This window comes from Streptomyces sp. NPDC058307 (assembly GCF_042880295.1).
Classification (GTDB): Bacteria; Actinomycetota; Actinomycetes; order Streptomycetales; family Streptomycetaceae; genus Streptomyces.
In genome coordinates this window covers 123,484-136,400 of sequence record NZ_JBHVYZ010000010.1, presented here as the reverse complement: position 1 = coordinate 136,400, position 12,917 = coordinate 123,484, and the positions used below count along the sequence as shown (strand labels likewise).

General features: G+C 70.5%; 11 protein-coding genes and 1 pseudogene. 10 read left to right on the top strand and 2 right to left on the bottom strand.

The genetic code is table 11. The features are described from left to right. Positions 1–115: 115 nt before the first annotated feature. Positions 116–901, bottom strand: coding sequence for a LysR family substrate-binding domain-containing protein (locus ACFVYN_RS10525; protein ID WP_389995422.1), 786 nt, complete (start codon positions 899–901; stop codon positions 116–118). Between the two features lie 58 nt (positions 902–959). On the opposite strand from ACFVYN_RS10525, the gene ACFVYN_RS10520 reads away from it, so the two are divergent. Both ACFVYN_RS10520 and ACFVYN_RS10515 read left to right on the top strand, forming a co-directional pair. Beyond that, entirely contained in the window at positions 960–1,343 is a 384-nt protein-coding gene (locus tag ACFVYN_RS10520) for a DUF5997 family protein (protein WP_389995419.1), read from the top strand. Between the two features lie 75 nt (positions 1,344–1,418). Then, on the top strand, positions 1,419–3,590 hold the full coding sequence (locus tag ACFVYN_RS10515; protein WP_389995417.1) for a hypothetical protein: 2,172 nt from the start codon (positions 1,419–1,421) through the stop codon (positions 3,588–3,590). Between the two features lie 229 nt (positions 3,591–3,819). On the opposite strand, the gene ACFVYN_RS10510 is transcribed toward ACFVYN_RS10515, so the two are convergent. Beyond that, on the bottom strand, positions 3,820–4,686 hold the full coding sequence (locus ACFVYN_RS10510; protein ID WP_389995414.1) for a fructosamine kinase family protein: 867 nt from the start codon (positions 4,684–4,686) through the stop codon (positions 3,820–3,822). Between the two features lie 193 nt (positions 4,687–4,879). On the opposite strand from ACFVYN_RS10510, the gene ACFVYN_RS10505 reads away from it, so the two are divergent. The 8 genes and pseudogenes from ACFVYN_RS10505 to ACFVYN_RS10470 form a co-directional block, all read left to right on the top strand. Beyond that, positions 4,880–6,214 (top strand): ABC transporter substrate-binding protein, encoded by a 1,335-nt coding sequence (locus ACFVYN_RS10505; protein WP_389995412.1) that lies wholly within the window; start codon positions 4,880–4,882, stop codon positions 6,212–6,214. Then, positions 6,211–7,131 (top strand): carbohydrate ABC transporter permease, encoded by a 921-nt coding sequence (locus tag ACFVYN_RS10500; protein WP_389995409.1) that lies wholly within the window; start codon positions 6,211–6,213, stop codon positions 7,129–7,131. The genes ACFVYN_RS10505 and ACFVYN_RS10500 overlap by 4 nt, the downstream gene beginning before the upstream one ends. After that, positions 7,128–8,072, top strand: a complete 945-nt coding sequence (locus ACFVYN_RS10495; protein ID WP_389995407.1) for a carbohydrate ABC transporter permease — start codon at positions 7,128–7,130, stop codon at positions 8,070–8,072. Before ACFVYN_RS10500 ends, ACFVYN_RS10495 begins: the two co-directional genes overlap by 4 nt. Before the next feature lie 25 nt (positions 8,073–8,097). Beyond that, a complete protein-coding gene (locus tag ACFVYN_RS10490; protein WP_389995404.1) occupies positions 8,098–9,006 on the top strand; it encodes a 5-dehydro-4-deoxyglucarate dehydratase in 909 nt (302 codons plus the stop codon). Further along, positions 9,003–10,256, top strand: a complete 1,254-nt coding sequence (locus ACFVYN_RS10485) for a glucarate dehydratase family protein (RefSeq protein WP_389995401.1) — start codon at positions 9,003–9,005, stop codon at positions 10,254–10,256. Before ACFVYN_RS10490 ends, ACFVYN_RS10485 begins: the two co-directional genes overlap by 4 nt. A 79-nt stretch (positions 10,257–10,335) precedes the next feature. Continuing rightward, positions 10,336–10,779 carry a hypothetical protein gene (locus ACFVYN_RS10480; RefSeq protein ID WP_389995398.1) on the top strand — a complete coding sequence of 148 codons (444 nt, stop codon included), beginning with the start codon at positions 10,336–10,338 and terminating at the stop codon, positions 10,777–10,779. Between the two features lie 89 nt (positions 10,780–10,868). Beyond that, positions 10,869–11,924 carry an NAD-dependent epimerase/dehydratase family protein gene (locus tag ACFVYN_RS10475; RefSeq protein WP_389995395.1) on the top strand — a complete coding sequence of 352 codons (1,056 nt, stop codon included), beginning with the start codon at positions 10,869–10,871 and terminating at the stop codon, positions 11,922–11,924. A gap of 137 nt (positions 11,925–12,061) precedes the next feature. Next, positions 12,062–12,917, top strand: a pseudogene (locus ACFVYN_RS10470) (hypothetical protein); the annotation flags it as partial.

Genomic DNA, 12,917 nt, shown 5'->3' with positions numbered 1-12,917 from the left:
CGGGGTGGGGGGCGGGAGTGAGAAAGGGGGCCGGAGGTGGGTATGGCGCCGGCACCTAGGCTCCCAGCTCCCAGCTCCCAGCTCCCAGCTCCCAGCTCCCAGCTCCCAGAGGGCCCTACCCCTTGCGCCTCGGCTTGCCCCGTCGGGCCGCCGTGTTCTTCGAGCCTCCGCCTGCCCCGCCGCGGGAAGCCCTGGACGTGCCGGAAGTTCCCCTCCCCGTGCCCTTCCCGGTGGTCGGGGTCTTGCCGCCGCTCTTCCCCGTGCCCTTCTTGGGCTCCGGTTCCGGCTGCGTCCGCCCCCGTGTGCTGTTGACCGTCCGGCCCCGGACGATGCCGATGAAGTCCTCGACCAGGTCCGTCGTCGCGTCCTCGCGCCATGACAGGGCGATGTCGGACTGCGGGGCGTCGGTGAGCGGGCGGTAGGTGAGGTCGCGGCGGTGGTGGAGGCGGGCCAGGGACTGGGGGACGACGAGGACGCCGATGTTCGCCGCCACGAGCTCGATCGCGTCCGCCGTGGTGGCCGGGCGTTCGAAGGCCGCTTCGCCGGGCGGCCGGTCCCAGCCCAGGACGTCGTCGAGGGGGTGGAGGACGACCTCGTCGGCGAGATCCTCCAGGGTGACCTCCTCGGCCGCCGTCACCACGTGGTCCTTGGGGACCACCACGACCGTCGTCTCGGTGTAGAGGGGGATCGCGCTGAAGACCGTACGGTCGACCGGCAGCCGTATGAACCCGGCGTCCGCGGCCCCGTCGCGCAACGCGTCGGAGGCCTCCGCGGGGGTCACCTGGACAAGCTCCAGGGGGACGTCCGGCAGGCGCTCGTGCCAGATCCGCACCCACTTGGCGGGCGTCACCCCGGGGACGTACGCGAGCCGGAAGGAGCGGGGTTCTGGCGAGTCTGTCACGCGGCAAGGTTACCCACTGTGGTCGGAGGCCTCGTGCGCGGCCGATACTCTGGACCGCATGACGTCGCACCAGAGCACCCAGACGATGAAGCCCGCCACCGCGGCGAAGAAGCTGGGTGTGTACCTCCCCGCCACCCCCGCCGAGTTCCAGGAGGGTGTCGTCTCGCGCGCCGAGCTCAACGAACTCCAGGCGAACCCGCCCCAGTGGCTGCAGGACCTGCGACGCAACGGCCCGCACCCCCGCCCGGTCGTCGCCGCGCGCCTGGGCGTCTCCATCGCCGGTCTCGCGCGCGGCGGGGTCACCGAGCCGCTCACCACCGAGCAGATCGAGGCGCTGCGCGAGGACAGTCCCGAGTGGCTGGAGAAGGAGCGCGCCACGCAGGCGGAGGTCCGCAAGGAAGCCGCGCGCATCAAGGAGAAGAAGCAGGACCAGGAGTCCTGACCCGGGGGTCCGCGGACGTCCGCGGACCCGAAAACTCCGGTGCGCCGCGTCGAACGCCTCTGCGACCATTCCGGCATGGTCCACCGTCTGGAATCCCTGGTCATTCGGCATGCCCTCCGGCTGCCCGCTCCCGCGGGCCCCGCCGGTGAGGGCGACGTCGCGGCGCGGCAGTTCGACGCCGCGCTGATGTCCGTCGGCTTCAAGCTGTCGGCCGACGCGCTGAGGACGTTGTCGGGGCTGTCCGAGAGCACGGTCGTCCGCATCGCCCGGCCCGCGCTCGCCACCGTCCGTGAGATGGCCGGCGAACACGTGCGGCACAACGTCTACTTCAAGGACTTCCCGGCGAACGTCCCGGACACCTTCGAGTTCTGGATGCGCTGCGTGCGCGAGGCCCTGGAGGACGGCAAGGCCCGCTCCGGTGTCCTCGCCCAGCTGCGCAACGGCGTGATCAACCTGCTCACCCTGCCGTCGTACGGCACCTACCGGCACACGTACGACGAGATGCTCGCCGCACACGACGAACTGACGGCCGCGGTCGGCGACCGGATGACCGTCCTGCACCTGGGCGGCGCCCTGGATGACGAGGTCACCGCCCTGTACCTGGCGCTGGCCGGCAGCACCACGCCGCTCGGCGACGAGCACCTGGCCGATCTCAAGGTGCTCGCCGGGCACTGCGTGGACGGTCCCCAGCCGGAGGCGATCCCGGTGCGGGAGAACCGTGCCGTCGTCAACGAGGCCCGGCTGAAGGCGGGTTCGGGCCTGCTGCTGGACACCGTGACCGATGTGCTGCGGCTGGCGTGCGCGTTGTCGGGCGGGGACGTGTCCCTCCAGGAGCCGACCCGCTTCCGTGCGCTGTCGCGGCCGGTCCGCCGGACGCTGCTCGCCGGGCTCGACTCGGTCGTCGAGGCAGCCCCGGCCAAGCTCGCCGACGTCCTCGCGCACCGTGAGGCCTTCAAGCGGCTCGGCGAGCGTCTGCATCCGCACGAGTACCCGCGGTGGCCGCGTGCCGCCGAGGTGTTCGCCGTCGCCCGGGGCGAGCAGAAGGCGTACACCTTCGACGCCCGCCTCGATGCCCTGCTCGGTGCGGACGACGTCACCGGGGCGGCGGAGCTGCTCAGGTCCGCGCCGGGCAGGCTGTTCCGTGCGCTGGACCGGCTGCTGCGCACCGCGCGCACACAGGAGGAGCGGGACGTCGTGGTGGCCGCCGTCGAGCAGACCGCCCCGCAGGTCTCCGGGCGGGTCGTGCTGTCGGTGCGCGAGTACCTGCACAACCGGGCCGAAGAGGCGGGCGGGCAGCGGGTGTTCATCAACCGCCTCGGCCGCGCGCACGTCGCCGACGACACGCGTGCGGCCGTACCGGAGGCGGACCGTGAGCGGCTGATCGGCGCGCTGGACGCGGAGGTCAGTCGCCGACTCCCGGCTCCCGAGCGTCTGTTGGTCGACCCCGACATCCTCGACGTGGCGCTTCCGCTCAGCGGGCGGGCGACCTCGGCCGGGCTCGGTGTGCTGCCCCGCGGTTCCGTCTCGCGGGTCGACGGGGAGCTGCTGCGGTTCTTCGTGTACTGGAAGCAGAAGCAGCGCGTCACCGACTACGACCTGTCGGCGCTGCTGCTGGACGCGCGGTACGACACGGTGTCGTGGCTGTCGTACACCAATCTCCGCGAGGTGGAGGGCGAGCACTCGGGTGACATCACCAACGCCCCCGACGGTGCTTCGGAGTTCATCGACCTGCGGCTCGGGGCGGTGCGCGGCACCTACATCGTGCCGCAGGTCAACATCTTCTCCGGGGAGCAGTTCGAGGAGGCCGAGGAGTCGTTCTTCGGGTTCATGCTGCGCGAGGCCGAGCAGAAGGGGCGGCCCTTCGAGGCGCGTACCGTGCGCATGAAGTCGGAGCTGCGCGGGCCGGGCCGGGTGGCGCTGCCGCTGGCGTTCCGGCGTGTGCAGGACGGGAGTTGGCAGGCCAAGTGGCTGCACCTGTACCTGAAGGGGCGTCCGGCGTACAACCGCGTCGAGGGCAACCAGGTGTCGGTGGCGACGCTGCTGCGCGCCATCGTGGAGCGTGAGCGGCTGACGGTCGGGTATCTGACCGGTCTGATGGCGAACGGCGGTACGGACGTGGCGACTTGGGACGCCGGATCGGTGCCGGACGTGCCCGTGACGTACATCGGCCTGGGACGCCCCGAGGGGCTGCACCCGGACTCGGTGGTCATCACCCCGGAAAATCTGCGCGACTTGATCCCCGAGTGACTGTTAGCGTGTGTCGTGGCGAGGCCATGGAAGGGCTTCCTTCTCCATTCGATGAATCCCCATGGGGTTCGGATCTTCAGCTCTTCCGCTTTCCTCGCCCTCGACGTCGCGCACGAGGCCATGAAGGGGCTTCCTTCTCACCGGTTGCCAACCGGCTTTCTCAGAGCTCCAGCCCCTTCGCTCTCCTCGCCCGCGACGTCACGCGCCCAGGCGGCCCGGACCGGTGCACTCACCGTTCCAGGGCCGCCTTCGCCGTGCTGAGCGCCTGTTCCGCGTACCCCCGCCCGAACAGCACGGCGTGCACCAGCAGCGGGAAGAGCTGGTGGAGTCCGATGCGGTCGGACCAGCCGTCGGCGAGCGGTGCCACCCGTTCGTAGCCGCGCAGCACCTCGTCCAGGTGCGGGCAGCCGAAGAGGTGGAGCATCGCGAGGTCGGTTTCGCGGTGGCCGCCGTGCGCGGCCGGGTCGATCAGCCAGGCGTGGCCGTCGGCGCCCCACAGCACATTGCCGTTCCACAGGTCGCCGTGCAGCCGGGCCGGGGGTTCGGTGGGGCCCGCGAGCCCGGGCAGCCGTGCGCAGAGCCGCTCGATCACCTCGGCCTCCGGGACCGCGATCGTGCCGTCGTCCACCGCGCGCCGCAGATAGGGCAGCACCCGGTGCTCGGCGCACCACTGCGGCCACTCGGCGCCTTCGGCGTTCCGCATCGGCGCGCGCCCGATGTACGCCTCCCGGGGGCCACCTGGCGGCGCGGAGCCGAAGGCGGGCACCCCGGCGAGGTGCAGTCCGGCCAGGGCCCGGCCCAGATCGAGCGCCGCATCCCCGCTCGGCCGACCCCGCTCGATCAGGTCGGTCACCAGCCAGGGGCCGTCCTGACCGTGTGTGGTCGGCACCCGGACCGTGCCGGCCTCGGCCATCCAGCGCAGCCCCGCCGCCTCCGCCCGCGCCTCCTCAGGGCTGTCGGCGCGCTTCACCATCACCGACCGGCCGTCGTCGAGGGCCACTTCGGTCAGCGCGCCGGACAGTGAGCGCTCATCCGTCGCCGTACGGCCGGTGAGCCGCGCCGCCACCGCACCCGGGCCGTCGTCTCCGTCGTACATCCACGCCTCCTTGACCACTCACACCACTGCCCACACGTCGGCGTTCCCCGAGAGGCCCGTGCACAGCCTCTGTGAAGACTCCCAGTCATGTCTTGACATATGGAAGAAACAATCCGTAGCTTGGCCGATCATTTAGATGCGTGAAGCGGGTTCACGTATATGAATGACTCACGAACAGGAACGGAGAGTGTCCATGGGCGATCGCCGACGACGCCGCCGCCTGGCCGCGGCGGCCACCGTCGCGGGGTTGATGTTCGCGACGGCCGCCTGTGGTTCCGGCTCCGACAGCGCGGGCAGCAGCGATCCGAACACACTGGAGGTCTGGACCCGGAGCAATCCGGACTCGGCCGCCACCTACGACCGGGTCTTCGCCGCCTTCACCAGGAAGACCGGCATCAAGATCGACTACCAGCCGGTCATCAACTTCGACCAGCAGCTCCAGAGCCGGGCCTCCACCAAGGACCTGCCGGACGTCATGATCAACGACACGGCCCTGATGGGCAGTTACCAGAGCCAGGGCCTGCTCAAGCCCATCGGCCCCGCGTCGGTCGCGGGCGGCGACGAGATCACCGCCAAGTCGTGGTCTTCCACCGTGGGCATCGACGGGAAGCACTACGGCATCCCCTACTCCCGGCAGGCCCAGGCCCTGATGATCAGGACCGACTGGCTGAAGAAGCTCGGGCTGAAGGCGCCGACGACCTGGCAGCAGATGCTCTCCGTCGCCAAGGCCTTCGCCACCGAGGACCCGGACGGCGACGGCAAGGCCGACACGTACGGCATGGTCGCGCCGGCCAGCGCCCAGAACGGCTACGCGGCCTGGTGGGGCGCGAGCTTCCTGTGGCAGGGCGGCGCGAAGATCATCGAGTCGGACGGCAAGGGGAAGTACCGCCCGGCCATGGACTCGGCCGCCGCCGTGAACGCCGTGACCTGGATGAAGGACAACCTCTTCTGCGGCAGCAAGGGGGTCGTCCAGCCCGGCGCGATCACCGCCGTAACAGCGACGGCCACCAACTTCCAGGACGGCAACGCCGGGATGTACATGACCGGCCCGTACAACATCACCACCTTCGACGCCACGCCCGGCAAGGACACCTACGAGGTCGTCCCCGCCCCCGCGGGCCCGGTCGGCGGCGATGTGCTGGCCGACGGCGAGAACGTCTACCTCGGCGCAAAGACCGGCAAGAGCCGGCAGGAGCTGGCGCTGGCCTCCTTCCTGGTCTCGCCCGAGGGCCAGAAGATCGCCATGACCAGCGTCGACGGCCACCAGCCGGTCGTCCGCATCCCCGTCAACTCCACGCTGGACGCGGCGAAGGTCAGGAACGACGCCCGCTGGAGCGTCGTACAGAAGGCCTACGAGGACGCCTCCGAGCAGTTCCCGAACGCGCCGGACTTCGCCCCGATCAAGCAGGACACCGCCGACGCGCTGAACTCGATCTTCACGTACTGCGGCGGTGACGTCCGCTCCCAGCTCAAGGAGCTCAACGACACGCTCGCCGGTGACCTCAAGGACCAGGACCTGCTGAAATGACCGCTACCGTTCCCGCCCCCGCGGCGCGCGAAGGCACGGGCAGGCGGGCCTTCGACAAGAAGGCCGTCGTCCCCTGGCTCTTCCTGGCTCCGGGTCTGCTGCTCGCCCTGGTCTTCAAGTTCTGGCCGATGGCCAAGGGCATCTGGCTCAGCTTCTTCGACGTGCGGCCCTTCCTCGGCGACCAGTGGATCGGCCTCGACAACTACACGAGGGTCCTGACCGACCACCGCTTCCAGGACGCGATCGGGCACACCCTGATCCTGGGCGTCGGCCAGGCGGTCGGCGCGATCCTGCTCGGGTTCGCCCTCGCGTTGCTCCTGGAGGGCCAGGCCCGTTCGCTGAAGTTCCTCCGTACCGCCGTCTTCCTGCCCGCCGTCACGGCCACCGCGGTCGTCGGCGAGCTGTGGCGGCTGATGTACTACCCGACCTCCGACGGCCTCCTCAACAGCGGCCTGCACCTCCTCGGGCTCGGGCCGGTCCAGTACCTCGACAACCCGGACATCGCGCTGTACTCGACGATGGTGATGGGCATCTGGATCTGGGCCCCGTACAACATGGTGATCTTCCTGGCCGGTCTCGCGGGCGTGGACCGCTCGCTGTACGAGGCGGCCGCGATGGACGGTGTCTCTCTGTGGCAGCGGCTGCGCTTCGTCACGCTGCCCGCGATCCGTCCGGCGCTCATGATCGTGCTGACGCTCGCCACCATCCGCGGACTGCGCGTGTTCACCGAGGTCTACGTCCTCACCGGCGGCGGCCCCGCCGGGTCCACCGACGTGTGGATGACCCGCGCCTACACCCTGGGCTTCACCCGCAACGACATCGGCGGCGCCTCCGCGGCCTCGGTCGTGCTGCTCTGCGTGACGCTGCTGCTCACCGTCATGGTCAATCACCTCCGCACGAGGGGAGAAGCGCGATGAGCGCCCCCGTCATCGACTCCGTCCGGCCGGCGGCCCCTGACACCCCGGCCGGGCGGACCACCAAGGCGCAGCGGACCACCCCGGCCCGCTTCGACACCGCCCTCGGCTGGAACGACAGGCCCGGCCTCGCCTGGGGCCTGAGGATCCTGCTCTGCGTGATCGCCCTCGCGATCTTCGCGGCGCCGTTCCTCACCATCTTCTCGGGCGCCTTCACGACCAACCCCAGCGGCTCCTCGCTGTCGTTCCTGCCGCACGACAGCACGCTGTCGAACTTCACGGTGGCGGGCGAGCGCGGCATCTGGGACTACCTCGGCAACTCGCTGGTCATAGCCGGCGGCGGGCTGCTGCTGCAGCTCGTGGTGTGCACGCTGGCCGCGTACGCGCTGGCCCGGCACCGGTTCCGCGGCCAAGCGCTGATCATGATGCTGTTCATGATGACGCTGATGCTCCCCGAGGAGGTCATCGCGATCCCCCTCTCCCTGGTCCTCGGTGACGTGCCGGTGGTCCACGTGGACCTCAAGGGCACGGTCTGGGGCGTCATCCTGCCGCTGGGCGCCTGGGGCTTCTCGGTGATGATGCTGACCGAGTTCATGCGGGACATCCCCGCGGAGATAGAGGAGGCGGCCCGCCTCGACGGCGTCGGCGAACTGCGGATGCTCTGGCAGATCGTCCTGCCGCTGTGCAAGCCCGCGCTCGGCGTGGCGGGCGTCCTCGGCTTCATCATGATCTGGGACCAGTACCTGCTGCCCCTGATCGCCTCCAAGGACCCCACCGACTACACGGTCACCGTCGCCCTGTCCATCCTGCGCACCGACCCCGAGGTCGGCTCCGGGGTGGTGCTGGCCGGTGCGGTCATCGCCCTGATCCCCAGCCTGATCGTCTATCTGCTCCTCCAGCGCTCCCTGGTCACCGGCATCGCCGCCGGTGCCACGAAGGGCTGACCCGACCCCCACGTTTGAGGGAGACATGAAGTTCCAAGGAGTGCTGTTCTTCCCGGTGACGCCGTTCACCGCGGACGGCTCGCTGGACGAGGAACGGCTCGCCCAGCACATCGCCGGCGGCGTCGCGGCCGGTGCGGGCGGCGTGTTCGTCGCCTGCGGCACCGGTGAGTTCCACGCGCTGACCCCCGACGAGATCGAGCGCGCCACCCGGGTCGCGGTCGAGACGACCGCCGGCCGGGTGCCGGTCCTGGCCGCGGCGGGCGGCCCCACCCCCGTCGCCCGTGACCAGGCGGCCCGGGTCGCCCGCGCGGGCGCCGACGGCATCCTGCTGCTCCCGCCCTACCTGGTGACGGCCCCGCAGCAGGGCCTGGTCCGCTACGTGGCGGAGGTCACCTCCGCGAGCGACCTGCCCGTCGTCTTCTACCAGCGCGGCACCGCCCGCCTCACCGAGGAGACGGCCGCCGAGATCGCCGGGCTCCCCAAGGTCGTCGGCCTCAAGGACGGCCTCGGGGACATCGAGCGGATGCACCGCATCGTGCGCGCGGTGCGCGCCGTACCGGGCACGGAGGACTTCCAGTTCTTCAACGGCCTCCCGACGGCGGAGATGACCGCGCCCGCGTACCGCGGCATCGGCGTCTCGTTGTACTCCTCAGCCGTGTTCGCCTTCGCGCCCGAGATCGCGCTGGCCTTCCACCGGGCGCTCGCCTCCGACGACACGGCGCTGGTCGACACGCTCCTCGACGAGTTCTACGGCCCCCTCGTCCGGCTCCGCGACGAGGTGCCCGGGTACGCCGTGGCGTTGGTCAAGGCAGGAGTGGCCCTGCGTGACCTGGACGTGGGGGGCGTACGGGCGCCCCTGGTCGACCCGACCCCGGAGCACCTCGCGCGGCTGTCCAAGCTCATCGACCACGGCCTGGAGGTGGTCGGCGCATGAGCGACCCGACTCGGATCAAGGAGCTGATCGTCACCCCGATCGCCTTCCGCGACCCGCCGCTGCTCAACTCCAACGGCGTGCACGAGCCCCTCGCCCTGCGGATCATCCTCCAACTCGTCCTGGAGGACGGCACGGTGGGACTCGGCGAGTCCCCCGGTGGGGTCGCCCGCCTGGAGCGACTCGAGGCCGCCGCGAAGGTCGTCGTCGGCATGGACGTCTTCGACACCACCGCCGTCGGCGCCGCGATCGACGCCGCCCTGCTCTCGGCGGTGCCGTCGAGCCACGAGCGCGGCTGGACCACCTCGGCGGTGGAAGTGGCCTGCCTGGACGCACAGGGCAAGCTGCTCGGCCGCCCGGTCAGCGACCTGCTCGGCGGGACGGTCCGGGACTCGGTGCCGTTCGCGGCGTACCTCTTCTACAAGTGGGCCGAGCACCCGGCCCTCGACGGCCGGGCCGCGGTCGGCGACGACTGGGGCGCGGCGCTGGACCCGGCCGGCATCGTGGAGCAGGCCCGGCTGATGCAACAGCGGTACGGGTTCAGGTCGTTCAAGCTCAAGGGCGGTGTCTTCCCGCCCGACGAGGAGATCGCCGCGATCAGGGCGCTCGCGGAGGCCTTCCCCGGGCAGCCGCTGCGCCTGGACCCCAACACCGCCTGGACGGTGGAGACGTCGAAGTACGTCGCCCGTGAACTCGACGGTGTCCTGGAGTACTTGGAGGACCCGACCAAGGGCATCGAGGGCATGGCGGCGGTGGCGGAGTACGCGCCGATGCCGCTGGGCACCAACATGTGCGTGATCGCCTGGGAGCACCTGAAGCCGGCGATCGAGCAGAACGCCATCCAGGTCCTCCTCACCGACCACCACTACTGGGGCGGCCTGCGCCGCACCCGCGAACTGGCCGCGGTCTGCGAGGCGTTCGACCTCGCCCTGTCCATGCACTCCAACTCGCACCTGGGGATCAGCCTGGCCGCCATGACCCACGTGGCCGCGGCGATCCCGAACCTCGACCACTCCTGCGACACGCACTACCCGTGGAACTCGGCGGACGACGTCATCGTCCCCGGTGTCCTGGAGCTCCGCGACGGCGAGGTCAAGGTACCGACGGGCCCCGGCCTCGGTGTGGAACTCGACCACGCGGCCCTGGACCGCCTGCACCGCCTCTACCTCGAATCCGGCGTACGCAGCCGCGACGACACCGGCTACCTGCGGCGGTTCCAGCCGGACTACGAACTCCGGCTGCCGCGTTGGTGAGAGGGCCCTCTTGGGACCGGGCGGCCGGTGAATCCGGGCGGCCGGTGAGCGAGACCGTGCGGCCGGGTATGGCAGGCGTATGCGGGCACGAGGAGAGGCCGTGTGGACGGGGCCCCGGTGGGAGACGTTTCTGCGGGGCGTGGTGGGGAGGGTCCTCGCGGGAGACGGGCCGCAGCCGTGGTGGCTGCCGCGCCGGGTGCTGACCGTGATGTCGGCCGACGTCGACGACACGGCCGGCGTCGGAGCGGTCTGGGTCATGTGGCGTCCGGCGTCACCGAGGACGCGTGAGCACATCGCGCTCATGGAGTGGTACGGCGAGCAGTGGCGGTACGCGGGGGGCGGCAGCGGTTCCGGAGACGGCCCTGTCGAGGTCGATGTGCTCGACGTGCGCAAGGGCGCGGGCGCCCTCGGCCTCGCCCGTGGCCGCGACCTTCCGCACTCCCTCGCCACGGCCCCATGGATCAGTTGCGTCAAAGTGCGACTCGGGCCGGACACGTGGGCTCGATTGCGTGAGGATCCATAGCCGGCCTCCTGGGGAGGCCGAGCCTGACCACCTCCCGATGAAGATCCGCCGGTGCTTCAATGTCACTCCCCGGGCGGAGGAGCGGCGGCATGGGTGTGGAGTCGGGCAAAGTCCTGGTGACCGGTGGCAGCGGTTTCGTCGGCAGCCATCTGGTACGGCGGCTGCTGGAGCGGGGTTACGCGGTGCACGCCACCGTGCGCAGTCTCGCGAACCCGGCGAAGGTGCGCCCGCTGCGGGACATGCAGGGCGAATTCCCCGGCCTACTCAGCCTGTTCGAGGCGGACCTCCTCAAGGAGGGCTCCTTCGACGAGGCCATGGCGGGCTGCCGCGTGGTCTTCCATGTGGCCTCGCCGTTCTTCATGCCGGAGAAGATCAAGGACGGCCAGAAGGACATGGTCGACCCGGCCCTGACCGGCACCCGCAACGTCCTGGCCGGCATCGAGCGGACACCGTCGGTGGAGCGGCTGGTGTTCACCTCCACGGTCGGTGCGATCTTCGGCGACTACTCCGACGTACGGCACATGGACGGGCAGATCCTGTCGGAGCGGTACTTCAACACCAGCAGCACGGTGGAGAACAACCCGTACCACTACGCCAAGACGGTCGCCGAACGCGCGGCCTGGGACGCGGAGGCCGCGCAGGACCGCTGGCGCATGGTGTCCGTCAACCCCGGCCTGATCCTGGGCCCTTCCCTCACGCCCGCCTCCGAGTCGGGCAGCCTCTTCCTCCTGGAGGAGCTCTTCAAGGGCTACTTCTTCTACGGCGCCCCGGACTTCAGCTTCACCACGGTCGACGTCCGTGACGTGGCCGACGCACACATAGCGGCGGCGGAGAAGCCCGACGCGAAGGGCCGTTACATCCTGGCCGCGGAGACGATGACGTCGTTCCACGAGATGTCGCGCATCATCCGCACCCGGTACCCCCGCGGCCTGCGCATCCCGCGCACCGCGCTCCCCCACTGGCCGGTGCGCGTCCTGGGCCCCGCCTTCGGGCTCACCCAGGACTACATCCGAAAGCACCTCGGCATCCGCTTCCGCGTGGACAACAGCCGCAGCGTGCACGAACTGGGCCTCGTCTACCGCCCGGTCGAGGAGACGGTCCTCGATCACTACGAGGCATGGCGTGCACAGCGTGGCAAGCGCTGATCCGGACCGGGAGCAGCGGCTCGTACGCGACGAAGGTCACAGTTACATCTCACACTTTTCACACTTCAATCTTCACGCGAGCCTCACAAGTTGGCTAAGTTGACGGCGACCAGCACGACGGAAGGGGCATGACTTTCATGGCGCCGGATCGAACTTCGCGCAATGGAGGGTCCAGCCTCCCGGCCAAGCGCAACTCCGCCCTCGCCACGGCGGCGATGGCCTCCGCGGCTCTTCTCTCGCAGGCCGGGAACGCCGCCGCCGACGAGGGGCCGAGCCGTGACGAGGTGAGCCGACGGGTCACCAACCTCTACGACCGCGCCGAGAACGACACCGGTACCTACAACGCCACACGCGCGGCCGGAACGGCGTCCAGCACCCGTGGCCGTACCGGTTCGACGACCGGCGGCGGACGCAACGCCGACCGTGATCCCGCCCTCGACGACATCGCCAAGCAGTGGTACGGCATGGCCCGCGCGAAGACGGGCCCGATGGTCGCGGCGACCCTGCCCTCCGACCGCGTTGCGGCCCGCCGTGCCGAACCGCGGCGCCAGCGCCCGGCGGACGCCCCCACGGCACGCGAACCGAAGCCGTCCGAACGGTCCCTGCCGGAACTGACCGCCAGTCCTGTGCGTGCCCTGCCGAGCGCACCCGAGCCGACACCGGCCGCTCTCACCGCCGCCCCGGCCCAGTCGCCCGCGTGGGCACCGGAACCGACCCCGCAGAACCTCACCGGCACCGGCGAAATCCCCACGGTGGGTGGTACTTCGCAGTTCGTCACGGGGGTGCCGGAGTACATACCGCACCTCGTCACCGAGGTCCCGGAGTACACCCCGCGACCGGACACCGGTGTTCCCGAGTACACACCGCAACGCGTCACCGGCGTTTCCGAGTACACCCCGCAACCGGACACCGCGTTCCCGTCGTACACCGCACAACCCGACACCGGCTTCCCGGAGTACACCGCGCAGGCAGGCACGGGATTCCCCGAGTACA